Source organism: Streptomyces sp. RLA012, assembly GCF_056270325.1.
The window spans coordinates 476,846-501,640 of record NZ_JBWDPA010000002.1; the positions used below are offsets into that span (position 1 = coordinate 476,846).

Annotated in this window: 15 protein-coding genes and 2 pseudogenes; 7 read left to right on the forward strand and 10 right to left on the reverse strand. The window is 70.8% G+C overall.

The features are described 5' to 3' along the window. Window positions 1-23 precede the first annotated feature (23 nt). Together RV986_RS02445 and RV986_RS02450 are read right to left on the reverse strand one after the other, a co-directional pair. Window positions 24-836, reverse strand: a pseudogene (locus tag RV986_RS02445) (acyltransferase domain-containing protein); the annotation flags it as partial. Next, entirely contained in the window at window positions 742-5,856 is a 5,115-nt protein-coding gene (locus RV986_RS02450; protein WP_475915776.1) for a beta-ketoacyl synthase N-terminal-like domain-containing protein, read from the reverse strand. The gene RV986_RS02450 and the pseudogene RV986_RS02445, both read right to left, overlap by 95 nt. Before the next feature lie 235 nt (window positions 5,857-6,091). Between RV986_RS02450 and mhpA the strand changes: the two genes are divergently transcribed. Further along, window positions 6,092-7,672 (forward strand): bifunctional 3-(3-hydroxy-phenyl)propionate/3-hydroxycinnamic acid hydroxylase MhpA, encoded by a 1,581-nt coding sequence (gene mhpA, locus RV986_RS02455; protein ID WP_475915777.1) that lies wholly within the window; start codon window positions 6,092-6,094, stop codon window positions 7,670-7,672. Here the strand turns inward: mhpA and RV986_RS02460 are convergent. The 4 genes and pseudogenes from RV986_RS02460 to RV986_RS02475 form a co-directional block, all read right to left on the reverse strand. Next, window positions 7,660-10,542 (reverse strand): helix-turn-helix transcriptional regulator, encoded by a 2,883-nt coding sequence (locus RV986_RS02460; protein WP_475915778.1) that lies wholly within the window; start codon window positions 10,540-10,542, stop codon window positions 7,660-7,662. The two genes, mhpA and RV986_RS02460, sit on opposite strands and share 13 nt — an antisense overlap. A 510-nt stretch (window positions 10,543-11,052) precedes the next feature. After that, complete coding sequence (locus RV986_RS02465) at window positions 11,053-11,682, reverse strand: malonic semialdehyde reductase (RefSeq protein ID WP_475915779.1); 630 nt, start codon at window positions 11,680-11,682, stop codon at window positions 11,053-11,055. A gap of 446 nt (window positions 11,683-12,128) precedes the next feature. Further along, window positions 12,129-12,302, reverse strand: a complete 174-nt coding sequence (locus RV986_RS02470; protein ID WP_475915780.1) for a hypothetical protein — start codon at window positions 12,300-12,302, stop codon at window positions 12,129-12,131. A 57-nt stretch (window positions 12,303-12,359) separates the two neighbouring features. After that, a pseudogene (locus RV986_RS02475) lies at window positions 12,360-13,022 on the reverse strand (oxidoreductase); the annotation flags it as partial. Here RV986_RS02475 and RV986_RS02480 point away from each other — a divergent pair. Continuing rightward, window positions 12,948-13,574: an MmyB family transcriptional regulator gene (locus RV986_RS02480; RefSeq protein ID WP_475924163.1), complete on the forward strand. Its 627-nt coding sequence runs from the start codon at window positions 12,948-12,950 to the stop codon at window positions 13,572-13,574. The pseudogene RV986_RS02475 and the gene RV986_RS02480 overlap by 75 nt on opposite strands. Window positions 13,575-13,593: 19 nt before the next feature. Here RV986_RS02480 and RV986_RS02485 read toward each other — a convergent pair whose 3' ends face one another. Further along, a complete protein-coding gene (locus RV986_RS02485; protein WP_475915781.1) occupies window positions 13,594-14,211 on the reverse strand; it encodes a TOPRIM nucleotidyl transferase/hydrolase domain-containing protein in 618 nt (205 codons plus the stop codon). A 70-nt stretch (window positions 14,212-14,281) separates the two neighbouring features. On the opposite strand from RV986_RS02485, the gene RV986_RS02490 reads away from it, so the two are divergent. Further along, window positions 14,282-14,533, forward strand: coding sequence for a hypothetical protein (locus RV986_RS02490; RefSeq protein WP_475915782.1), 252 nt, complete (start codon window positions 14,282-14,284; stop codon window positions 14,531-14,533). 123 nt (window positions 14,534-14,656) lie between these two features. Here RV986_RS02490 and RV986_RS02495 read toward each other — a convergent pair whose 3' ends face one another. From RV986_RS02495 to RV986_RS02505, 3 genes are all read right to left on the reverse strand, one after another. Then, entirely contained in the window at window positions 14,657-16,117 is a 1,461-nt protein-coding gene (locus RV986_RS02495; protein ID WP_475915783.1) for a hydrolase, read from the reverse strand. Window positions 16,118-16,245: 128 nt separating this feature from the next. Next, the gene (locus RV986_RS02500) at window positions 16,246-17,688 is read right to left on the reverse strand and encodes an RICIN domain-containing protein (RefSeq protein ID WP_475915784.1); all 1,443 of its coding nucleotides are present in this window, start codon (window positions 17,686-17,688) and stop codon (window positions 16,246-16,248) included. Window positions 17,689-17,818: 130 nt separating this feature from the next. Further along, window positions 17,819-19,471, reverse strand: a complete 1,653-nt coding sequence (locus tag RV986_RS02505) for an eCIS core domain-containing protein (protein WP_475915785.1) — start codon at window positions 19,469-19,471, stop codon at window positions 17,819-17,821. 222 nt (window positions 19,472-19,693) lie between these two features. Between RV986_RS02505 and RV986_RS02510 the strand changes: the two genes are divergently transcribed. The 4 genes from RV986_RS02510 (at window position 19,694) to RV986_RS02525 (ending at window position 22,431) form a co-directional block, all read left to right on the forward strand. Continuing rightward, window positions 19,694-21,271 carry a phage tail sheath subtilisin-like domain-containing protein gene (locus RV986_RS02510; RefSeq protein ID WP_475915786.1) on the forward strand — a complete coding sequence of 526 codons (1,578 nt, stop codon included), beginning with the start codon at window positions 19,694-19,696 and terminating at the stop codon, window positions 21,269-21,271. Window positions 21,272-21,341: 70 nt separating this feature from the next. Then, window positions 21,342-21,785, forward strand: a complete 444-nt coding sequence (locus RV986_RS02515; protein WP_054230236.1) for a phage tail protein — start codon at window positions 21,342-21,344, stop codon at window positions 21,783-21,785. Continuing rightward, window positions 21,785-22,276: a hypothetical protein gene (locus tag RV986_RS02520; protein WP_475915787.1), complete on the forward strand. Its 492-nt coding sequence runs from the start codon at window positions 21,785-21,787 to the stop codon at window positions 22,274-22,276. The genes RV986_RS02515 and RV986_RS02520 overlap by 1 nt, the downstream gene beginning before the upstream one ends. After that, window positions 22,273-22,431: a DUF6760 family protein gene (locus RV986_RS02525; protein ID WP_475915788.1), complete on the forward strand. Its 159-nt coding sequence runs from the start codon at window positions 22,273-22,275 to the stop codon at window positions 22,429-22,431. The genes RV986_RS02520 and RV986_RS02525 overlap by 4 nt, the downstream gene beginning before the upstream one ends. Window positions 22,432-24,795 lie beyond the last annotated feature (2,364 nt).

Here is a 24,795-nt window from a genome sequence, read left to right on the forward strand (position 1 = left end):
ACCCGCCGCAACCCACCCTCACCCCGCCGCAACGTCCCACCCACCACAACCGGCCCCACACCCGCCCGCTCAGCCACCGCCTCCACACTCATCGCCAACACCGGATGCGCACTCACCTCAACAAACGCCCCGAACCCATCACCCGCCGACCGCTCCACCGACTCACCCGAACGCACCCTGCCCCGCAGATTCCGATACCAATACCCGCCATCCAACTCCGCCGTATCCACCCACCCCGCCTCCACCGTGGAGAAAAACGGAACACGAGAAGACACCGGCCTGACATCCGACAGGACCCGGGCCAGCTCCTCCTCAACCGCCTCCACCTGCACAGTGTGCGAGGCATAATCCACCTCTACCCGACGGGCCCGCACCCCCGCCGCCTCACACCCCGCCACCAACTCATCCAACGCAGCCCGCTCACCCGCCACCACCACCGACAACGGCCCGTTCACCGCCGCCACCTCAACACGACCCGGCCACCCCCCAACCAGCCGCTCCGCCTCAGCCAGCCCCACCCCCAACGACACCATCCCCCCCCCACCCGACAACCCCGCCGCAATCACCCCACTGCGCAACACCACCACCCGCGCCGCATCCTCCAACGACAACCCACCCGCCACACACGCCGCCGCAATCTCCCCCTGCGAATGACCCACCACCGCACCCGGCACCACACCCGCCGCCACCCACACCCGCGCCAAACACACCATCACCGCAAACGACACCACCTGCACCACATCAACCCGCCCCCACACCCCCACCCAACACACCCGGCACACCGGCCGGCACATCCGACACACCGCCCGGCACATCCGGCACACCACGCACCACATCCAGCAACGACCAACCCGTCAGCGGATCCAACACCCCCGCACACTCACGCATCCCCTCCGCAAACACCGGACACGACCCCAACAACTCCGCACCCATCCCCACCCACTGCGCCCCCTGACCAGGAAAAACAAACACCACCCGGCCCGACACACCCACCCGGCCCACCACCTGGCCACCGCCCTCCACCACCGCAGCCAGACCCCCCAACACCTCACCCCGGTCCCCCGCCACCACCACCGCACGATCCGACAACCCCGCACGACCCACACCCAACGCAACACCCAACTCCGCCACACCCACCCCAGGGTGACCCTCAACAAAATCCAGCAACCGCCGCGCCTGCGCCCGCAACGCACCTTCACCTCGTGCAGACACCAACAGAGGCACCACACCACCCGGAATCTCCAACGGCACCAGGGCGTCCTCCCCCGTCCGTTCCGGAGCCTGCTCCAAGATCACGTGAGCGTTCGTCCCGCTCACCCCGAACCCCGACACCCCAGCCCGCCGCGGACGCCCCACCTCCGGCCACACCCGCTGCTCCACCAGCAACTCCACCGCACCCGCCGACCAGTCCACCTGCGGCGACGGCTCATCCACATGCAACGTCCGCGGCAACACCCCATGCCGCAACGCCATCACCATCTTGATCACACCCGCCACACCCGCAGCGGCTTGGGCGTGACCGATGTTCGACTTGAGCGAACCAAGCCACAACGGACGACCCTCCGACCGCCCCTGACCGTATGTCGCCAACAGCGCCTGCGCCTCGATCGGATCACCCAACGCCGTACCCGTACCATGCGCCTCGACCACATCCACCTCGGACACGGCAACACCCGCATTCGCCAGCGCCTGCCGAATAACCCGCTGCTGCGACGGACCATTCGGCGCCGTCAGACCATTCGACGCACCATCCTGATTCACCGCACTGCCCCGCATCAGGGCCAGCACCCGATGACCGTTGCGCTGCGCGTCGGACAGCCGCTCCACCAGCAGCACACCCACGCCTTCGGCCCATCCCGTGCCGTCGGCCGCCGCCGCGAACGACTTACAGCGGCCGTCGGCGGCAAGCCCGCGCTGGCGGGAGAACTCCACGAAGGCGTCGGGACCGGCCATCACCGTCACCCCACCGGCCAGCGCCATCGAGCACTCCCCCGACCGCAACGCCTGCGCCGCCAGATGCAACGCCACCAGAGACGAGGAACACGCCGTGTCCACCGTCACCGCGGGCCCTTCCAGACCCAGGGTGTAGGCCACCCGCCCGGACAGCACACTGCCCGCGCTGCCCGTCATCAGATAGCCCTCGACCCCCTCGGGGACCGTGTCCACATTGGTGGCGTAGTCCTGGTTGAGAGTGCCGAAGTAGACACCAACATCCCTACCGCGCAGGGCTGTCGGGTCGATCCCGGCCCGCTCCAACGCCTCCCACGACGTCTCCAACAGCAACCTCTGCTGCGGATCCATCGCCAACGCCTCACGCGGCGAAATACCGAAGAACTCCGCGTCGAACTCCCCCGCGTCGTAGAGGAAGCCGCCCTGCCGTGCGTAGCTCGTTCCCGGGTGATCCGGGTCCGGATCGAAAAGATGCTCCAGGTCCCAGCCACGGTCCTCCGGGAACTCCCCGGTCCCCTCACCCCCCGCCAGAACCAGCTCCCACAAGTCCTCCGGCGAGGCCACCCCGCCCGGCAGCCGGCACGCCATCCCCACGATCGCGATCGGCTCGTGGACCGCAACCGGGACCTGGTCCTGGGCAGCGGCCGAGGTCAGAACCGGTGCCGGCTGTCCCGGTCCGGCGGCCGTGGCCGTGGCCGTACCGCCGAACAGCTCCCGTCGCAGCATGCTGCCCAGCGCCGCCGGGGTGGGGTGGTCGAAGGCGGAGGTGGCGGGCAGGCGGAGCCCGGTGGCCTCGCTCAGCCGGTTGCGCAGTTCCACCACGGTGACCGAGGTCAGGCCCAGGTCGGTGAAGGCCCGGTCCGGCTCGACGGTCCGCTTGTCGGTCAGGCCGAGCAGACCGGCGAGGTGGTCGCGGACGAGATCGGTGAGCAGTCGGTCGCGGTCGGCCTCGGGCGCATGGGTCAGGCGTTCTCGCAGGGCGACCGTGACGGCCTCGTCCACGGTGGCGGTGCGGACCGGGACATCGATCAGGTCCTTCAGCAGCGGAGAGGAGGTCCCGGTCGGCACGGCGGCCGCGTCGAGTTTCATCGCGACGAGCTGGGCCTGGTCCACGGCCAGGGCGGCGTCCAGGGCCGCGAGTGCCTGCTGCGGGCTCAGCGCACCGGTCGTGCCGTCGGTCTCCCCCTCCCAGGGCCCCCAGGCGATGGACTTGGCCGGTATGCCCTGCCTGCGCAGATGCTGGGCGTAGGCGTCGAGGAAGGCTGCTGATGCCGCCTCGGTGGTCTCCCCCGCCGCGCCCAGCAGCCCCTTGGTCGAGGAAAACAGCACGAACGCGGTGAGGTCGGGGTGCCATGTGAGTTCGTGCAGCGTCCTGGCCTCGGTGGCCACTCGACCGTCGGACGGCTCGTCCACGGCCTCCCAGGCGTGTACGACCACATTCAAAGGGCTGGTGGCCTTGGCCAGCGCCCGCTTCAGCTTCGTACGGTTGTCCAGGTCGCATTCGACGAGCTGGACATCGGCTCCGGCTTCGGTGAGCCCGTCGCACAGTTCGGTGGCCCGACCGCCCTGCCCTGGCGAGGCGATCAGCAGCAGCCGGCGGACGCCGTAACCGGTCACCAGGTGCCGGGCGATCACGGCCCCACGCCGGGTGTCCACTCCGGTGACTACTGCGGTGCCCTGTGGGTCGAGGGACACGGAGGTGCTCTGCTCTGGCTCCAGGCCCATGTCCAGGGCGACGCGTTCGAGCCGTGGCAGCAGCACGACGCCGGAGCGGATCGCGCTCTGGGCCTCGCCCGATGCCACCGTGGCCAACAGGCCGGGGACGAACGTCTCTTCACCGGCCTCTTCACCGGCCTCGTCACCCGTCTCGTCATCCGTCGCGTCCAGGTCCAGGTCCAGGTCCAGGTCCAGGTCCAGGTCCAGGTCCAGGTCCACGATGGCGATACGTCCCGGATGAGCGGCTTGCAAGGAGCGCACCAGGCCCCACAGCGCGGCCCGCTCCGGGTTCCGTACGTCCTCGGTCGTGCTGGTGGCCACGGCGCCCCGGGTGAGCACCACCAGCAGCGCGTCGGACAGTTCGGCGGAGGACAACCACGCCCCGGCTTCCCTGGAGAACGTCTCGGTCTCCGCGGAGGTCGGCAGCAGGGCCACGTCTGGCGCGGGGGACCCGGCGGCCACCGCCGCTGTCAGATCGTTCGTGTCGATGTAGCCGGTCACCTCGGTACCGGCGGCCCGGAGCAGGCCCGCGAGCCGGGGGTTCGGCCGGCCGAGCACGGCCCAGCGGCCGGGCCGGGGCGAGGGGGCGGAGGGCTGGGGTGTCCAGTTCGTGCGGAAGAGCGCGTCGTGGTATGTGTTGCCGACCGCTCGCAGCCGTGCCGGGCCGTCCAGCAGTTTGTGCCGGGTGACCTTGCCGGTCGCGGTGCGCGGGATGCGCGCGATCTCGTACAGCTCCTCGGGGACCTTGAAGTACGACAGCCTCTCCCGGCAGAGGGCGAGCGCCTGGGCCGGGTCGAAGCCGCCGGGGGCGGGGACGATGAAGGCCACCGGGACTTCGCCGAAGACGTCGTGCGGCTTGCCGGCCACGGCGGCGTCGGCCACGCCGGGCACCATCCGCAGGACGTCCTCCACCTCGACCGGGTGGATGTTCTCCCCGGCGCGGATGATGAGTTCCTTGAGCCGTCCGGTGACGGTCAGATAGCCGTCGCGGTCGCGGCGGGCGAGGTCGCCGGTGTGGAACCAGCCGTCCCGCAGTGCCTCGGCGGTGGCTTCGGGCTGGTTGTGGTAGCCCGCCATGACGTTCGGACCGCGGACCCACACCTCCCCCTCGGTGCCGTCAGGTACGTCCAGGCCGGTGCGGTGGTCGACCACCCGCAGGGCGAGGCCGGGCACGGGGAGTCCGCAGGAGCCCTCCACCCGGGGGCCGGTCGGCCAGTTGATGGCGATCGAGCCGGAGGTCTCGGTGCTGCCGTAGGCGTCGATGAGCGGGGCCCCGAAGGCGTCCTCGACCGAGCGCCGCAGCGCGGCGGTGGTCACGGCGCCGCCGACCAGGCCCACGCGCAGCTGGGGCGCGGTGAAGCCGGGCGCGTTGGCGGCGCGGACGAGGTAGTGGTACAGCGTGGGGACTCCGGCGATGACCGTGGAACGCTCCTGGCCCCACAGCTCCAGTACGTCCTCGGCGGAGTGCCCGTCGGTGATCCGGGCGGTCGCTCCGACCGCCGTCACGGCCAGTACGCAGACGATGTGGGAGAGACTGTGGAACAGGGGCAGCGGCCACAGCACACGGTCCTCGGCGGTGAGGCCGAGCGCGGGTACGTAGGACGCGGCGACCGACCAGAGGCAGTTGCGCTGGGTGGCGAGCACGCCCTTGGGCACGCTGGTGGTGCCGGAGGTGAAGAGCATCCAGGCGATGTCGTCGAGCCCCTGGTTGTCACGGGCCGGTGTGCCGGACTCGGTGGTGGCGAACCGCTCGTAGGACAGGCAGCCCGGCGGTACCGGGTCCTCGCCCACCACCAGTACCGTCAGCGGACTCGCCCCAGGGTGCAGTCGGCGCAGCAGCGGCAGGTGGGCGGTGTCGGTGATGACGACCTGGCTGCCGCTGGCGGTGAGGAGGTGCTCCAGTTCGGTCCGGGAGACGTGCGGATTGACCGGAACGCCGATTCCGCCGGCGCGGACCACGGCGAAGTAGCTCTCCACCATCTCCACGCGGTTGCCCAGGAACATGGCCACACGGTCGCCCGGCAGCAGGCTCAGTTCGGCCAGATGGCCGGCCAGCCGGCGAGTGCGCGCCTCCAGGTCCGCGTAGCTGACGGACCGCCGGGCGTCGACGTAGGCGGTCTTGTCGCCGAAACGGCTGCTCTGCTCGGTGAGGAGGTCCTGGATGGGGCGGATCAGTTCAGCACGCAGCATGCTGCCTTTACACTCCCGTGGTCAGAGTTCCGGGTGATGCTTCAGCGGCTTCGCCTACCCACAGCCTCACGCCGGGAAGAGGACGAAGATCCCCTGATTCGCCCCCCTCATCCCCCCTTACTTCTTGATCGCCGGGCTCCTTCGGCGTCGTCGGGCCGGCTTGCGCTGGTACGTTCGCCGCACCGGAGGAGGGAGAAGCGGAATGCGCCCTGCGGGCTCTGGTCCACAGCCTGTTGTGCCGGAAGCGGATGTGCTCGTCGTCGGCTACGGTCCCGTCGGTCAGGTGCTGTCCATCCTGCTGGCCGCCCGGGGCTGGCGCGTGGTGGTGGTGGAGCGGTGGGAGACCCCGTACGCCCTGCCCCGGGCGACCAGTTTCGACGGGGAGACGGCCAGGACCCTCGCGTCGCTGGGGGTGGGCGGTTCGTTCGCGGAGATCGGTCTGCCGGCCGACGCCTACGACTGGCGCAACGCCGAAGGCGGCTCACTGCTGCGGGTCGAGCTCGCCGAGCGGGGTGCGCACGGCTGGCCGGAGACGACCACGATGCACCAGCCCGCGCTGGAGGCGGTGCTGTGCGCCCGCGCCGAACGGCTGCCCGGTCTGCGGGTGTTCCGCGGGTACACCGCGACGGACCTGGTGGACGACGGCAGTGGGGTCGAGCTGACGGCAAGGGACACGTCGGGCGGGCAGCTGCGGTGCAGCGCCTCCTGGGTCGTCGGATGCGACGGGGCGAACAGCTTCGTCCGCGAGCGCGTCGGAGTGGGCAGGACGGATCTCGGCTTCTCCTTCGACTGGCTGTTGTGCGATGTGGTGCTGCACGAACCGCGGGTGTTCTCTCCGCTCAATGTGCAGCTGTGTGATCCGGCCCGTCCGACGACGGCGGTGGGCAGCGGGCCGGGGCGCCGGCGCTGGGAGTTCATGCGGCTGCCCGGGGAGAGCGTGGCGGAGCTGAACCGGGCGGAGACGGCCTGGCGGCTGCTCGAACGCTTCGATGTCCGGCCGGAGAACGCCACCTTGCGGCGGCACACCGTCTACAGCTTCCAGGCCGCGTGGGCCAACGAGTGGCGGCGGGGGCGGGTGCTGCTGGCGGGGGACGCGGCCCATCTGATGCCGCCGTTCACGGGTCAGGGCATGTGCGCGGGCATCCGGGACGTGCTCAATCTGTCCTGGAAACTGGACCTGGTGCTGCGCGGGGCCGCCGGTGAAGGCCTGCTGGACACCTATCAGCGTGAGCGCGCCGACCACGTGCGGGAGGCCATCGACACCTCGGTGCGGCTGGGCAGGGTCCTGTGCGTGACCGACGCCGCCGCGGCCGCGAGCCGGGACGCCTCGCTGCTGGCGGGCGCGGACACCGGCCGCGGCAGGGGGAACGGCGCGGGTACGCCGCTGCGCACCGGTCTGCTCTACACCGGCGTCGGTAGGGCGCCGGTGCCGCCGGCCGGGGAGGTGCTGCCGCAGGGCCGGGTGCGGCACGAGGGCGTGACCGGTCTGTTCGACGAGGTGGTGGGCACCGGTCCGGTGCTGCTGGGATCGGCTGATCCCGGTACGGCGCTGGAGGAGTCCCGGCTCGCCTCCCTCGCCGCACTCGGTACCAGTGTCGTGCACGTGGTGCCGGCGGGCGCCGAGGCCGCTCCGGGCGCCGTCGTCGACGTCGACGAGGTGTATCTGCCACTGCTGAGGGCGGTGCGGGCGCGGTTCCTTCTGGTGCGCCCGGACCACCACATCTACGGTGCGGCCCGCGTCTCACGTGAACTGACGGCACTGGTCGACCGGTTCGGCTCCGGACTGTTGGCGGGAGCGGGGAGTCAGATGAGGTAGGGCAGGTCCTGCCGCCGTTTGACATTCACCTTCCGGAACACCCGCGTGAGGTGCTGCTCGACCGTGCTCGCGGTGATGTAGAGCTTCGCGGCGATCTCCCGATTGGTATGGCCCTTGGCCGCCAGGGAGGCGATCCTGCGCTCCTGTGTGGTGAGCGAGGACAGCCGGCCCTGACGCTGCTTCGCGGACGACATGGCCTCGGGGTCGACGGGTTCGAGGGCGGCCTCCCGGCACAGGTGCTCGGCGCCGGTCTGCTTGGCGAGGTGCCAGGCGCGGTGGGCGACCCGGCGGGCGTTGCGCTGGTCGCCGGTGTCCTTGAAGGCGGTGCTGAGGTCGATCAGCGCCCGGGTCAGCTCGTAGTCGTCCCCGCTGTCCTTGAGCATGTCGACGGCTTCGGTGAGCAGTTGGGGACGGCGGGTGACCCGGCTGACCGCCGCCAGGGTACGCAGGCACAGCCCGCGGGCCCGGGACGGGCCGGGGAGCAGCCGGGCCAGTTGTTCCCGTACCAGGCGTTTGGCCTGGTCCTGGTCGTCCTGGGCGAGCCATGCCTCGGCCGCGCTGGTCCGCCACGGGACCAGTTCGGTGCCGGGCGCGTGCCCCGTTTCGGCGAGTTGGCCGCAGGCCAGGAAGTCCGCGAGGGCGGCCTGCGGGTGGTGGGTTGCCAGCCGGTAGTGGCCCCGGGCGTGCAGGTACTGCGCGCCGTAGCGGCTGTGCAGGGCCTGTTCGAGTATCGGCTGCGCGACGTACTTCTCCGCCTGCTCCAGCCTTCCGCACTGGACGGCGGCCAGGATGGCACAGCCCAGGACCCCGGCCAGGCCTATGCCCCAACCCTGCGGCGGTACGAGGGCCAGGGAGCGGGCGGCCAGGTCGTGCGCGGAGACCGGGTCTCCCTGGCGCAGGTGGGCCTCGGCCCGCATCGCGAGGAATCTGCCCTGCCAGGCGACGGCGTGGTGGGCGGCGGCCTCGGCCTCCAGCCTCTCGCACCAGGCCACGACCTCGTCCAGGCGGTTGGCGTGCAGCAGCCCGCGCAGGGCGAGCGCTCCGGATTCGGCGTTCCACAGCGAGCCGTGGTCGAGGCGGAAGGTGCGCAGCAGGAGTTCGGCGCGGTGCACCAGCTGGTCGTGGCGTCCGCGGACCAGGTCGTCGGCCAGGGCGACGGCCGAGGGCAGCCACGGGTCGTGGCAGGGGGCGGCTTCGGCGGTGGCCGCGGCGACGGAGTGGGCCAGCTTCCGCAGCCCGGTGTGCAAGGGGTAGGTCATCGCCGCCCAGTTCGTCAGGGGGCGGATGTCCTCGGTGCCGGGTCCGGTGCCCTGGTGGGAGCGGACGCGCAGCACGTCGAGCAGGGTGGTCAGTTCGTCGAGGGCACCGGCCTCGGCCAGGGTGAGCACCAGTTCGGACGTCTCCAGCCGGTCCAGGTGGCCGGCGGTGAAGTCCCGTAACTGGGGGCGCAGATGACGGACGGCCACCTGTGGCTTGAGCTGCCACTCCAGCCGGCCGAGCCGGGCGCGGATGCGTGCCGCGGTGCGGCCGTCCGCCTGGGTACGCTGGGCGAGGTCGAGGCAGTCGAGTGCCGTTCCCACGTCGCTGGTCGCCAGTGCTTCCTGGGAAGCCGCGACCAGAACGTCGGTGGCGCAGTCGATGCCGGGGTCCCCGGCGCTCATCAGCTGTCTGGCCACCGTCAGTGCGGGTGCGCCGGCCTCGTGCAGCAGCTCGGCGGCCGCGCGGTGCAGTGCGGCGCGGTCGTCGGCGGGCATGTCGTCCAGTACGGCGGCAACGGCCACCGGGTGCCGGAACGCGTACCGTTCGGTGAGCATGCCCGCGCTGACCAGGGCGTCCAGCGCCCAGCCGGTGACCTTGGCGTCCACCCCGGCCAGCCGGGCCACGTCCGCAACCGCCGCCGTACCGCCGAGCGCGGCGAGGGCACGTACCACGGACAGCATCGAGGGCCGGGAGTGCGCCACGAGGTCGAGCAGTGCCTGTCCGTAGCCTTCCGGGTAACTCGCGCCGCCGACCTGCTGGTCGATGACGAGGGCCTGGACGGCCAGGGGGTTGCCGCCGCTGATGCCGTGCAGCTCCGCGGTCAGCCGGGGGGTGGCGGTCTGCGGTCCGAGCAGTCGGGTGGCCAGGGCGTCGACTCCGCTCCGGCTCAGGGGAGTCAAGGCGATCCGGTGTGCGTTCGGGCTCTGTGAGAGCAGCCCCGCCAGCAGGGGTGAACGCGGCCATCGCAGGGTCTGGTCGTCGGTGAGCAGGACCAGGATGCGGGCGCAGTGCAGCCAGGGCACGATGCCGGCGAGGAAGTGCAGGGACGGCGAGTCCAAGTAGTGGGCGTTGTCGACGCAGATCACCAGGGGCGTGGTCTCGGCCAGGTGCGCCAGCTTCACGGTGAGTTTCTGGAACACGTCGACGACGTGGGCCTGTTGGTCGCCGCCGACGAACTCCCCCTGGGTGACGGTGCGCTCGACCACGGAGGACAGTAGTGCGTGCATGCGGTCCCGGTTGGGCGACGGAAGCGTCATGCCGTGCAGGAGCTGGGTCACCACGCCGAACGGCAGCTGATGTTCCCGCAGCGAGGCGGTGGCCCGCAGGACACGGGTACCACCCGGTTCGAGGGCTTCGAGGAACTCGTGGACCAGTCTGCTCTTGCCGCTGCCTAACGGCCCGCCCACGACGGCCAGCTGCCCCTTGCCCCGCGAGGCCTCGGCCAGCAGTTCGCCCAGGGCGGCCAGGATGTCGTCGCGCTCGACCAGATGGGAAAGGCCAGCGCCGGGCCGGTCGTCCCCGTCGTTTCCCTGGTTCTCCTGGTTTTTCCGGAAGCCGACCGGCGGACGACCGGCATTGGCTGTGAAATCGCGGCATTCCGTCAGGCTCACAGGCGCCCCATCCCGAAATTTCTCGATACGCGTGGCCGATCGTAGGACTGTCCACGCGAAAGCGAATGACGTGCAGGCAGAACTCCACAGCGGCGCGGGCATGCCGCCCACGCGCGCTGCCCGTGGCGTATTACGTCGGGGGAGATTGAGTGAGGGAAAGCGCGTGGCAGGCCGGAGTCTTCTATTTCAACAGCATGCAGACATGCAGACGGCTGTGACACGCATCAGATGAGGGGAAACTGTCGGACCTTATGCATAATTCCCGGCACTCCGCGCTGTCAAGCGAACGAGTCGTAGGTCACGAAACGATCACGCCACCTTCTTCGGCTGGAGCAGCGTGGTCCTTTGTCGGCTGGGCCGGGCATCGTATGGGCGGCCTGGGCGAGGGGGTTGGCCGGTGATTGGCCGAGAATCGTCGCTCTGCGGTGGGGGTCGGTGTGCGTGGCTGGGGGCGTCGCCGCCGGACGGGGGCCGACATGACGACGGCCCCCGTCTGACACGGAGGGAAGGTCAGGCCAGCTGAACCGCCTGCTCGTACGAGGGGCGCGGCAGCCGGTCCCGGTACGCCTCGGCGCTCGGGAAACCGATGTTGACCAGCAGGATCGACTTCCAGCGGCCGTCGGGGAAGAACTCCTGGTCCACCGCCTCGGCGTTGAAGCCCTTCATCGGCCCGGCGGCCAGCCCGGCCGCACGGACGGCCAGTACGAAGTAGCCGGCCTGGAGCACCGCGTTGAAGTCCATCTGGGACTCGCGCAGTTGCTGGTTGGCCTCCAGCAACTGGCGCAACTGCGGGTTGGAGGGCGCGAGGAACGGCACGTACTCCGGGTACTGCGTGTCCGCGGCCAGCACCGCGGTGACCGGAGCCGCAGCCGTCTGCTCCTGATTGGGCTTCGCAACCCCGGCCTGCAGCCGCTGCTTTCCCTCCTCGGTACGCACGTACAAAATGCGCATCGGATTGATATTCGCCGAGGTCGGAGCCCACTTGAACAGTTCGTAGATGGCCCGGAGGCGGTCTTCGCCCACCGGCTCGTCACTGAAGCTATAGGCCGTCTTGGCCTCGGTGAACAGTAATTTCTGACTCTCCGGGGAGATTGCGTACAGATCCTGCTGGATTTCGGGGGCCAGGGTGCTGTCCGACATGGCCGGTCGACTCCTTACTCACGACTCACGGTATGGCGATCACATCACAGCGTACGCGCACCGGATGCGCGGCGGCCGCGGACCCGATGGCCCGTCACGTGATGTCACATGACATCCACGGCGAGCTGACCTTCTTTATGTAAACGCGTTACGCACCGGAGATGTTCGCCGAAAGGTGCGCTGTGCGGTCTACCGCTGTGAGGATCACGTGTGACACGCTCTGGGCATGATGTTGTCAGCGTGCCGCCTTCCGATCTTGAGGAGTGCGCGTCGAACGGTGCCGGACGCAGGGGGAAGGTGACTGTTCCCTCTTCAGACCTGGGACCCGTCACGACTGTTCGGGCAGTGGACGCACCCCAAGGGTGTCAACTCCGACGAGGAAGCACAGAGCATCGAAGACGCGCCGAGGCTCTGGCCAAACAGCGCAAGAAGTTTGAGCGCACCCCCTACCGACCTGTCTGTCGAGGCGACTTGCCGACCCTTTCGGCCCGGCCGTCATCCCGGAGGAAGTGGTGCGTTGCGGTGTTCGCGATCGAGCCGCCCAGCAGCCGGTGCCAGAACGCACTCTCGGGATCCAGCTCGGCAACGTCGATGATCACTGCGCCGAGGTTGATGTTCATGCTTGTTCTCCGTCCTCCCTCCTGCTCGGCCGTCCTCCCTCCTGCTCGGCCTCGAAGTCACACCACCGGGATGATGCCGCCGTCGACCCGGAACTCGGCTCTCGTGAGCCACTTCGCACGGCCGGACGCGAGGAATGCGATCATCTCCGCCACGTCCTCGGGATCGCCGGGCCGGCCCATCGGCACGTTCAGGCGATCCACGATCTGCTGCCGCGTCTCGTCCACGCCAACGCCCTGCCGATCGGCGATGACCTGGAGGTGCTCGACGGCGCCCTCGGTGGCCACAGAGCCCGGCAGGACACACACCACGCGCACCCCGTGCTCGCCCACCTCGGTCGCCGGCTCGCGGCTGTAGGCATTGAGCGCAGCCTTCACCGCCGCGTAGGACACCTCGGTGCGCTGCGGCAGACGGCTCGCAATCGACGAGACGTGCACGACCACGCCGGAACCCCGCTCGACCATCCCCGGAACCAGAACCCGGTCGAGCCGGACGGCACTGAGCAGGTTCATCTCCAGATCCGCACGCCACGACTCGTCGGACCGCTCCAGGGTCGGCACCGGGGCGCTCGCGGCGCCCGCGTTGTTGACCAGGACATCCACCCCACCCACGCTGTCGAGGACCCGTCGGCCCAGCTCCGCCACTCCTTGGTCCGTCGCAAGGTCCGCAGGGATGAAGTCGGCCGGCAGATCCTCCGGAGGCGCGCTGCGCGAGGCGGTCAGCCAGAGCTGCAGCGGCTGCTGGACGACCTGTCCACCACGCCGGCCGTCGTCCTGGGCCGGCGCACGGACATCCTCGCCTGGAACCCCATGGCCGCCGCCCTGTTCACCGACTTCGCGCGGATCCCGGAAAGGAGACGCAACTTCGTGCGGCTGGTCTTCTGCGAACCGGCCATCAGAGCGCTGTACCCGGACCGGGACTGGGTGGCACAGATCAGCCTGGCGCAGCTGCGCATGGAGGCCGCCCGGGACCCGAAAGATCCACGGCTGGCCGAACCGGTGGGCGAGCTGTCCCTTCAGGACCCCGACTTCCGGCGGTGGTGGGGCGCCCATCGCGTCGCCGTCCAGGGCAAGGGCACGAAAGTCCTGCACCATCCGATCGCCGGCCGGCTCACCCTCGACTGGTCCTTCCTCACCTGCACCGCCGACCCCGACCAGCAGCTCATCACCCTGACCGCCGAGCCCGGCACACCCAGCCACGACGGTCTGCGCATCCGCGCTTCATGCTCCTCCTGGCGGTCCGGCAGCAGGACAGAGCGCCCAACGTGGCTGTGACCGCGCTCTCGTGCGTCGGTCACAGGCTCGCGACGAGGTCGTCGAGCGGGGCCGGTACCTGTCCGGGGTCGAGGGTCTCCACCAGGAGACGGCCGTAGCGGATCTTGCGGCCCTTCTTCGTACCGAGGAAGCGCCGCAACTGCTGCTGCCGGGGCCGACCGTGGTGTGCGGGCTGGCGCAGGAAGGTCTGCCAGGCCCGCAGGTCTCCCTCGGCCCGGATGATCTCCTCGACGGGCTCCGTGCCCAGCGCGCGGATGAGCTCGTCCTCCAGGTCCGCCACGCACACGAAGAAGTCCCGGTGCGGTGCCCGGGCCCGCTTCAGGCCGCGGTCGTAGAAGCGCTGCTCGTTCTCGTCGCACAGTCCCCTCAGGCGCAGGCCGAGACCGGGCGGTCCGAGAAGACCGGCGTAGCGGCCGACACTCATCGCCCCGCCCATCGGCACGACGCACACCCCTTCGGCGGCCAGGTCCCGGCCACGCCGTGCGGCCAGCGCCTCGACGGCCGCGAGGTCACTCGGTCCTTCCAGCAGCACCGCCGTCCGCAGCCCCAGTTGCACAGCCAGATCACTCGCCGGTTCGCCGGGACCGCCGGCCGCCCAGCGGCTGACCGCGTCCCGGAATGCGCGTATGTCCGCCATAGGACGAGTCTGCACTTCCATCGACCGGCACGGCACCAAATATTCGACAGCGACGGAGGCGGTCCGGGCCGTGGATGCAGGACCGGCACGGCGGGACATGTCCGGCCCGCTCGGGGCCGAACTGCGGTCGGCGCCTGCTGAGTTCGAGCCGCCACCGGCTCCCGCCCAGGTACGGCTCGCCGCGCGCGGTCACCGGCACCAGCACGCGCAGCACACGGGGGCGGGCGCCCGCGGCGAGGCGGACGCGCAGGAAATCGAGGGCGCGGCCGACGAGGAGGAACCCTGGTCGGCCGCGCCGTCGGAGCCGGTCCCCGCGTCCTGACCGCCGACATCCTGGCCTGCACCTCGATGGTGACGATGTCGTCCCGGTGGTAGGGCTCGCGGGGAAGCACGGCGCGCGGGATCACACCTGGGCCAGGGGCGCCTCACGCCCTGAACGGCCTGTTCACACGGTGAACTTGACGGCCTCAAGCCAGGACGCGTTGCTCAGGGTGCCACCGAAGATGAAGTTGTCCCCGCCGGGCTCGTCGCAGGCCATGCCGAGCCAGCCCGAGTTGTGGACGTGCACGGTCTGGCAGACGACGCTTGAACTGTTACCGACGTTCATGGCGAAGCCCAGCAGGTTCGGAGCGTCCGACTTGGTGCTGCCGATGTAGAGGTCGATGCCGTCGGCCGCGCCCTTCCACGGCGCGTTGTAGTGACCGAGGCCGTTGCTCGACAGGGGGTCGTAGACGAAGGCGGTGGCAGCCGTGCCCTTGGTGTCCGACACGGCGATGTTGAGGGACTTGAGCGGGCGGCTCTGTCCCACCGTGCCGGCCATGGCGCCGTCGCACACCGGTTTCGTCCAGCCCTTGCCCGTCACAAAGGCCCGGTAGCAGATGTGCCGGCCTGGGTCGTCCGCGGCCAGTTGGGCGACGGCCGTCGCCGCCGTGTCCTCCGGAGGCTGGACCGTCTCCTTCGGCTTGGCCTCGGCCGTGGCTCCACCGCCGCCGCCACCTCCGCCTCCGCCCCCTCCGCTGCCACTCGCGGCCTGGGTGGTGGGCGCCACGGGGGTGTCCTGAGCCTGGGTGGTGGGCAAGGACGGCATCGAGGGCACGGCGGACGCCGAGGCGCTGGGCGGCAGCGTACTGACGCCGGCTTCCTGGAGCTTCTCCGTGGCGGCGCTGCGTACCGGGGGTTTGTAGGCGAGCCACAGCATCACGAAGGTGATCGCGAGCGCCATGAAGACACCGAGGAAGGTGGCGAGCCAGCGGGGCAGGAACCCCCGCTGTACGTAGGTGCCGTCCACGTCGATCGGTTTGGTTCCCGAGCGCTGGATCGCCAGTGCGTACGGCCGCTGTTCCTTCGAGCCGAACCAGATGATCTGCCGCGGCTTCAACGTCGTCTTGACGAAGGCCGCGCGTCCCGGCTCGATCTGGATGTTGCTCGGGTGGATGTCGTACGAGAGATGATCCCCGTTGTCACTCCCGCTGATCGACGCCGTGAGCTTGGTGTTGCCCAGGTTGTCGACCGCCAGCTTCGGCCGCCCCCGAAAACGCCCCTTCACCGTCGGCGGCACGAGCTCGGCCCGCACCTCCGTGAACGGCGTGATCGTCAGATTCCCCTCGGGAACCGTCGTCGCCTCAGGATGCTCGGTCGGCGTGATCCGCACCGCGTACGGATTCGGACCCGCCGCCGCATCCGGACTGCGCGGCGGCGCGAACGTCAACTCCACCGTCCCCGTCGTCCCCGGATAGAGCCGCAACGTATGCGGCACCACCGACGTCCAGGGCGCCACATCACCCACCGGCTCAAAACGGTACTCGTCCACGACGTCACCGGTGTTGCGCAACCGCAGCCGCACCTTGGTGCTGCCGCCAGGGTCCACGGTGCTGGAGGCAGGCTCCAGCGAAGTCCAAAGGCTCACCAGTCGACGCTATGACCGGCGACGGGCTCCCGTCAGCAAGCCTCGGGGCAGGACCGGTGCCCGAAGAGCTGCGGCGAACTGCCCTTTTCCGTCGGCCGGAACGGCCTCTCGGTCACCTGGGCCCCTATCTAGTTGGGGTGGACTATGTCCCACTCCTGATCGTCGGCGTTGCTGCAGGTGAAGAGCGTCAACGGTGTGTCGTTGCCGCCGGTGCTGTAGCCGGCGACGTCCAGGCACAGGTGGTTGCTGGAGTAGTTGCGGATCCAGTAGTGGCCGTCGTCCTGTTTGTCGAGCCACCACAGCTGGTTGTCGGCGGTCGTTCCGTTGCACTGGAACTCGAACACACCCGTCCGCGCGGGCTTGGCCCCGAAGTCGGGCAGATCCATGCACATCTGGTCCTTGACGTTGCGGATCTGGAAGAGGTCCGACTTCTCGGGACCGGCGCCCTCCTCCCGCACTTCGAGGTCCCAGAGCTGGTTGTCGTTGGTGGTGCCGTCGCAGGTGTACTCCCTGACCGAGCCGTTCACCTGTCCCTTGTCATAGCCCGGGATGTCGGCGCACTTCTTGGTCGTGGCGTTCCTGAGCACGATGTCGGACGCGGGCAGCGGCCCGGTCACCGTCTTGGTCGACGGCTTGGGGCTGGCCACCGCCCCACCGCCGCCTCCGCCCCCGCCGCCTCCGCCCCCGCCGGCACTGGTCTCCGGCGTCGGCTCGGCCTGGGGGGCAGTCGGCTCCGCCGCAGGCGCCGAACTCGGCGGCGCGGGCAGCGTCGGGGTGGGCGCCGGGAGTGTGCTGATGCCGGCTTCCTGGAGCTTCTCCGTGGCGGCGCTGCGTACCGGGGGTTTGTAGGCGAGCCACAGCATCACGAAGGTGATCGCGAGCGCCATGAAGACACCGAGGAAGGTGGCGAGCCAGCGGGGCAGGAACCCCCGCTGCACATACGTACCCTCGACGGGCTGCGGACTCGTCCCCGAGCGCTGGATCGCGAGCGTGTACGGCCGCTGTTCCTTCGAGCCGAACCAGATGATCTGCCGCGGCTTCAACGTCGTCTTGACGAAGGCCGCGCGTCCCGGCTCGATCTGGATGTTGCTCGGGTGGATGTCGTACGAGAGATGATCCCCGTTGTCACTCCCGCTGATCGACGCCGTGAGCTTGGTGTTGCCCAGGTTGTCGACCGCCAGCTTCGGCCGCCCCCGAAAACGCCCCTTCACCGTCGGCGGCACGAGCTCGGCCCGCACCTCCGTGAACGGCGTGATCGTCAGATTCCCCTCGGGAACCGTCGTCGCCTCAGGATGCTCGGTCGGCGTGATCCGCACCGCGTACGGATTCGGACCCGCCGCCGCATCCGGACTGCGCGGCGGCGCGAACGTCAACTCCACCGTCCCCGTCGTCCCCGGATAGAGCCGCAACGTATGCGGCACCACCGACGTCCAGGGCGCCACATCACCCACCGGCTCAAAACGGTACTCGTCCACGACGTCACCGGTGTTGCGCAACCGCAGCCGCACCTTGGTGCTGCCGCCAGGGTCCACAGTGCTGGAGGCAGGCTCCAGCGAAGTCCAAAGGCTCACCAGTCGACGCTAGCCGCAGCCACGGTGCACGGTCAGTGGCCGCGGGGGTATGGCCCGCTGCACGAACAGGGAAGGCACAGTGCCCTCTTGGTCCGTGGCGGGACACCGGCGCCAGGTGGGTGTGGTTCCGTCAGCGCCGGGGCAACGTCCCTCCGTTCACCACGGTGACGAACTGCGCGTACGAGTCGGCGTTCATCAGGGCTCGTTTGCCCAGGGCGTACCAGTTCAACTGCTTGGCGGGGTGGGCCGGTTCGTCCTGGCCGGTGTACTCGTCCGGGTCGCGGGCGGCTCGTCTGCCCAGCCTGTCCGCGGAGTACTCCGCCAACTCCTGCTGACTCCAGCCCAGGCTGTGCGCCGTCCCCATGTCGGCCCGGTCCTCGCTGAGTTCGTGCTCGTACGAGCTGTACTGGAAGTCGAGCGTGCCGGCGAACCGGTGGGTGGCCTCGTGGATGATGTACCAGACGTTCTCGCCGATCGTCCGCAGGTTGATCGGGCCCCCGCGCCCCGCGTCCATGGTCGGCAGATCCTCGCTCTTCATGTCGTGGGGTCGCAGGCGTTCCCCCACGGTGGGAGCGACCCAACCCGCCACGTTGGCCTGGTCGGCCCCCAACGCGCCGAGGTCGTGCCAAGGGGTCTCCCCCACCAGCGCGATCTGCGCGCCCGACGCGTTCAGACCCGCCTGGACCCGGGTGAGTACCTCCGCGACATGGGGCAGGAGCGGCTGGATCTGCTGCGGTGAGGCCTGCTGGAGACCCGGGAAGCCGGACCTGAGGGCATCGAGCAACCGGCCGCCGGGGGGACCGGCCGCCCTCAGCATGTCGATGGCCGACGCCAGCTGCCTCTTCGCGTCCACCAGCGCGTTGCGGACCTTGGCCTCGCGCTCCTTGTACGCGGTGCCGTTCCGGTGCGCCTGCGGGGTGTCGGGGATCGTGCCGCGCTGCGAGAAGTCGACGTTCCCGCTGCCGAAGTGACGCCTGGAGACGTCGTCGTACTTGTCCCCGTGGTGCGGATCCTCGACCCCGACGCCCAACTCCGCGGAGGTGGCGGTCTGGGCGGGGTTGGTCTCGTCCTGCCAGACGCCCGACGCCGGCATTCCCATGGCGAAGCGGGTCTGGGTGCTGGCGTTGTACGTCCAGACCGTGCGCTGGATCGCCGGCGCCGCCGCCTCCGCCGTTCCCGACTCGCTGTGCCCCGCCCCGTGGCGGACCGCGCGCTGCACCGGCGGCGCCCCGCTCATCACCCGCCGGGCGTTGCTCTCCGCCTCGACCTCGGCCCAGTCACGGCGATCGGAGACCATCAGCCCGGAGCCGTTGTCGGTACCGGGAACGGAGCCCCGGAGCTGCTGGCGGACGTGATCCAGCTCGTGGGCGAGGACGTGCTTGTCCTGACCGTCCCAGACCACGTCCGATCCGGAGGTGAACGCCTTCGCACCGATCTGCGCCGCCGCCCGCTGGGCCGCCGCGTCGGTGTGGACGCGTACACCGCTGAAGTCCTCGCCGCCGTACCGGCCTTCCATCTCGGTCTGCAGCGGCGCGTCGAGCGGGCGCCCCGGGGACCGCAGCACCTCGTGCACCGCGGAGCGCTGGACCGAGGGCCCGTGGCCGCAGTTCGCGTCGTGCTCGTGGCGCTGCTCCTCGACGGCACGGGCCACCGCCGCGTTGCCGGCGGCGCGTTGCAGCGCCAGGAGCCCCGCGGCGGGCCCCGGCGCGGGAGCCCGGCCGGACGGGCGGCTCTCGTCCGTCCGGCCACGGGTCTTGTCGGTCTCCTTGCCCTGCGCGTGCACTAGGACTCCCCTCGGACTACGCGGGTGCACCAATCTCCAAGGCATACCGGCCCGCGCCCTCATGGGGAACGCACTCCAGGGCAGTCCTGAGGGCAGCGTTTCTTCTTGCCCTTGCGGGCAACAAAGTTGCCCCCGACCAGGCACGTAAAGACGTTTCGGCGCGCGCGCTTCGCGCGTGAGGGTGAGTGACGTCCCATCTCGTACCCCCGAGGAGAGCAGAGCATGCCGTCCTACCTGTCACCCGGCGTATACGTCGAGGAGGTGGCCAGCGGCTCGCGTCCGATCGAGGGGGTGGGCACCTCGGTGGCGGCCTTCGTCGGGCTCGCCCCGGCCGGCCCCCTGAACGAGCCGACACTGGTGACCAACTGGACGCAGTACGTGGCGGCCTTCGGTGAGTTCACCGACGGGTACTACCTCGCGCACTCCGTCTACGGGTTCTTCAACAACGGCGGCAGCGCCGCCTATGTGGTCCGGGTGGGCGGTACGCCCGGCGGTGTCTCCGGCGAGTCGGCGTCCCCGGCCGCCGTCACGGGGGCCCCGGCGCAGGCCGCGCTGCCGCCCGGTGAGCCCAAGCAGCTCGGTACCTTCACGGTGAGCGCCGTCGCGGGCGGTTCGCTGAGCGTCGAGGTGGCCGATCCCGAGGGCGAGGGCCCCGCCGAGCGCTTCAAGCTGATCGTCAAGGACGGCGACAGGCCCGTCGAGACGTTCGACGTGACGGCCAAGAAGGGCGGCCGCAACTACGTCGTCACGCAGGTGAAGGAGCGCTCCAAGCTCATCGCCGTGCAGGAGGCCGCGCCCGCCGCCCAGCTCGTCCGGCCCGACAACCAGACCGTGGCGCTGGCGGCCCCGGCCCCCGCTCCGGCCGTCTCCGCCCCGGCGGACGACCGCCAGCCGGGTCCCGCCGAGTACCTCGGCGACTCCGCCGACCGCACCGGCTTCGGCGGCCTGGAGGCCGTGGACGAGATCTCCATGGTCGCCGTCCCCGACCTGATGGCGGCCTACCAGCGCGGCGCCATCGACCTGGAGGCCGTCAAGGCCGTCCAGCTCGGCATGATCGCGCACTGCGAGCTGATGGGCGACCGGGTCGCGGTCATCGACCCGCCGCCGGGCCTCAACGCCCGTCAGATCCGGGTGTGGCGTCAGGAGACGGCCGGCTACGACTCCAAGTACGCCGCCCTGTACTACCCCTGGATCAAGGCCTTCGACCCGGCCAGCGGACAGTCCCGCCTGATCCCGCCGAGCGGCCACATCGCCGGCATCTGGGCCCGCAACGACTCCGAGCGCGGTGTGCACAAGGCGCCCGCCAACGAGGTCGTACGAGGCGCGGTGGACCTGGAGCTGCAGATCACCCGCGGCGAGCAGGATCTGCTCAACCCGATCGGCGTCAACTGCATCCGTGCCTTCCCGGGCCGCGGCATCCGCGTCTGGGGCGCCCGCACCATGTCCTCCGACCCGGCCTGGCGCTACCTCAACATCCGCCGGTACTTCAACTACCTGGAGGAGTCGATCCTGATCGGCACCCAGTGGGTGGTGTTCGAGCCGAACGACCACGCCCTGTGGGCCCGGATCCGACGCAATGTCTCCGCCTTCCTGGTCAACGAGTGGCGCAACGGCGCCCTCTTCGGCTCGCGGCCCGAAGAGGCGTACTACGTCAAGTGCGACGAGGAGACCAACCCGCCGGAGTCGGTCGACCTCGGCCGCGTCATCTGCGAGATCGGCATCGCGCCCGTCAAGCCGGCCGAGTTCGTGATCTTCCGGCTGGCCCAGTTCTCCAGCGGCAGCGGCGAGCTGGAGGAGTAGCCCCGGGGGCGGCGATCCGCCGCCCGCTCCGCCCCGTACGCCCAAGAACCGTTAGAAGGACAGAGAACAGATGAGTCTCCAGCCGGGTGACGCCCTTACTTCGCATAATTTCGGCCTGCAGATCGACGGCGTGATGGTCGAGTACCTCGCGGAGGTCAGCGGCCTCAGCATCGAGCAGGACGTCATCGAGTACCAGCAGGTCTCCTCGCAGGGCATCCCCGTCACGAAGAAGCTGCCGGGTGTGAAGAAGGCCGGCACCTGCACGGTCGTCCGCGGTATGACGCAGTCCGCGGCCTTCAACCAGTGGATCACCGAGTCCGTCGCCGGTCAGATGAGCACCGCCCGCAAGAACGCCACCATCATGGTGATGGACTACATGAACAACCCGGTCAAGCGCTACAACATGCGCAACGCCTGGTGCAGCAAGATCGACACCAGCACCGTCAAGGCCGGCGAGGCGTCCGCGCTCACCGAGACCGTGACCATCACCTTCGAAGAACTGGTCATCGAGTAATGCGCCGTACGGCTCCCAGGACGGCCGCGGCTGCGGCCGTCGCCGAACCGGTGCCGGAGGCGACCGCCCTGCCGGAGCCGGAGCAGACCGCTGCTCCGGCTCCGGCCGCGGCCCCGCAACCCCTGCGTACCGAGTTCGAGTTCGAGCTGCCGCGCGGGTACGTGGACGACTCCGGCACCGTGCACCGGCACGGCGTGATGCGTCTCGCGACCGCCCGCGACGAGCTGATCCCGCTGCGGGACATGCGGGTGCAGGAGAACCCCGCGTACCTGTCCGTCGTCCTCCTCGGCCGGGTCGTCACCCGCCTCGGCACACTGCCGCTGGTGCACGACGGGGTGGTGGAGAACATGTTCGCCTCGGACCTCGCCTTCCTGCAGGACTTCTACCGCCAGGTCAACGCCGAGGGCCACACCCGCGCCGCTGTCACCTGCCCGCACTGCGAGGAGCCGTTCGAGGTCGAACTCGGCGGGAGCCGCCTGGGGGAATCGTGACGTACGCGACCGATCGCATCCACGAGGAGATCGCGTACATCGCCTACCACTTCCACTGGAGCCTGGAGAACATCCTGGACCTCGAACACCGCGACCGGCGCAGGTTCACGGAACAGATCGCGGCACTCGTCCACCGCGGCGCCGGGGAAGGGTGACACGGCGTGGGCCTCTTTGATCGGCTCGATCGGCTGCGGGGCGGCAAACGGGAGCGCGGGGCCGACAGCGGTTCCGTCGGCGTGTCCGGGTCCGGGCCGGCAGGTGCCTCGGTTCCGGGCGGAGGTACGGGCCGTACGGGTACGGATGCCGGGACCGGCGATGTGTCCGCGGGCAGTGGTGTCTCCGGGGTCGGCACTGCCACGCCCGGGGACGGCGCGCGTGCGGTCCGGGCTGCCGCCTGGCCCGCGCTGCCGCCGATCCAGCGGGCCACGGCCCGGCCGGGCTCCGTCGCCGACGCGGGCTTCGGGGGCCGGCTGACCACCTGGCAGAACCCCTCCTTCACCGGCACGCTGTCGCACGCCGTCCTCGACGGGGCGCCCGGCGGGCTGGTCAAGGGCGTGCTCGCCACCACGGCGGCACCCGCCTCCGGGCTCGAACTCCCCTCACTCTCCCTGCCGGTGGCCACACTCGGCGCGGCGGACGGCGGGGCCGGTGCGGTGCCCGTGCAGCGCTTGAGCGCCCCGGGCACGGCCTCCGGCGCGACGGGGCCGCGAGTGACCCCTGTCGCGCCCCGGCCCGCCGGGTCGCCCCCGCCTCCGCTGACCAGGGCTCCCGCCCGGCCGGTGGTACAGCGCAGGACGCTGCCTGCGGTACAGCGGCGGGCATTGCCGGTGACGACACCGCCGTCCGTTTCGGACGCTACGACGACGACCGGCACCGCGACCACCGCCGACGCCGACGCCAACGCCACGGTCGCCGCCCCCGACACGGACAGGGCGCGCACCGGCTCCACCGGCCCGGCGGCCACGTCCGCGGGGCCGGGCGGCGCCGACTCGGGTTCACCGGCGCCCGGTTCAGGTCCGACATCGCTCGGTTCCGGGCCGACGTCGCCCGCTTCAGGTCCGGCAGCTCCCGCTTCCAGACCGCCGTCCCTGGGCTCCGGGGCGAGGGTTCCCGCCGCCGGTCCGGCAACTCCCGGTCCCGGAGCAGCAGTACCCGGTCCAGGTGCTGCCTCCGGCCCGACCCCCGTCGCGTCCGTTTCGGTGCAGCGAGCGCCGGACGGTTCCGCCGCCGGACCGGTCGCGCCGGTCCGGCGCGGCACGTCCGACGTTTCCAGGCGTACGAGCCCGGGCGCACCGGCGGCACCCGCCGTCAGCCCGGCGGCGGGTCCGCCCCGTCGGCGGTCGGGCCTGGGCGCACCGCTGTCCGCTCCGCCTCCGCAGGCGACGACATCCGCGGGAAGCAACTCCCCCGTACGCGCGCCGAGTCCCGTGCGCGCGCCGAGTTCCGCGCTGCCGGCGCCGGTGCAGCGCATGACGGGGGCCCCGGCGGGACAGCCGAGTGCTCCGGAAAGCGGGACCCACAGCGGTCCTTCTACCTCCCCCGAGTCGGCAGCGGCGACGGGAGGCCTTCCTCTGCAGCGTTCCGTCTCCTCGCCCGTCTCTCCCCCCGTCACTGCCGTCTCTGCCGTCACCGCCCCTCTTCCCGCTCCCGGGGCGGGGCGTGGCCCGGCAACGGGTGTGCCGGGTGATCAACCCGCCGTCCCGGGCGTGGCCACCGTGCAGCGTGCGGTCACGGACCGGCGCCCGGCCGGCCGGTCCGCGAGGACCGACACACCCAGCCCGCGTCCCTCGGTACGCGCGCTCACGCCCGCACGCGCACTGACCTCCGCCCTGCCCGCTCCCGGCCGGGGAACCGTGCAGCGCCGGACCGCTCCCGCGGCCGTACCGCTGCGGCGGGCCGCGTCCCCTGCGCCGACAGGCAGCGCCTCCAAGACCGCCCCTGGTCCCGGTACTTCCGTGCCCGGGACGGCTCCCGGCGTGCAGCGCTCCTCGGCGGCCGGGTCCGTTGCGCCGGGTGGCGGCGGTGTCACGGTGCAGCGGGCGGCGGTGCCCGGTGGCGTGCCGGGCACCGCTGTTCCCGTGGTCCGACGGGCGGCCACCAGAAGCATCGGGGTGCCCGGCCCATCGGCAGGAGGAGGCCGGGGAACCTCCGGAACCCTCTCGGCGCCACCCAGTGCCAGTTCACCGGCGGCCGATCCCCCCTCGGCGCAGCGGCTCGCCACCCTCTCACCGGCGGCGCCCTCAGCTTCCGCCGGTGTGCCAGGGCCGCCGCTCCACAGCGGCACCCCCGCGCCGGGCTCGAGCACCGTTTCGACAGGACAGCCCGTCGGCAGTCGTACGGATGCCTCCTCGGCCGCCCATCTCCCGAGCGCCCCCTCCCCCGGCCGTGCTGCCCCCAGCCCGCCCGCGGTCCAGCGCCTCGCGCACCCGCACAGCGACTTCCCGGCATCGGGCGATGGTTCCGCGATCTCCGGCAGTGGTACCGCGACCTCCGGCGGTCGTTCCGGGACGCAAGCGCAA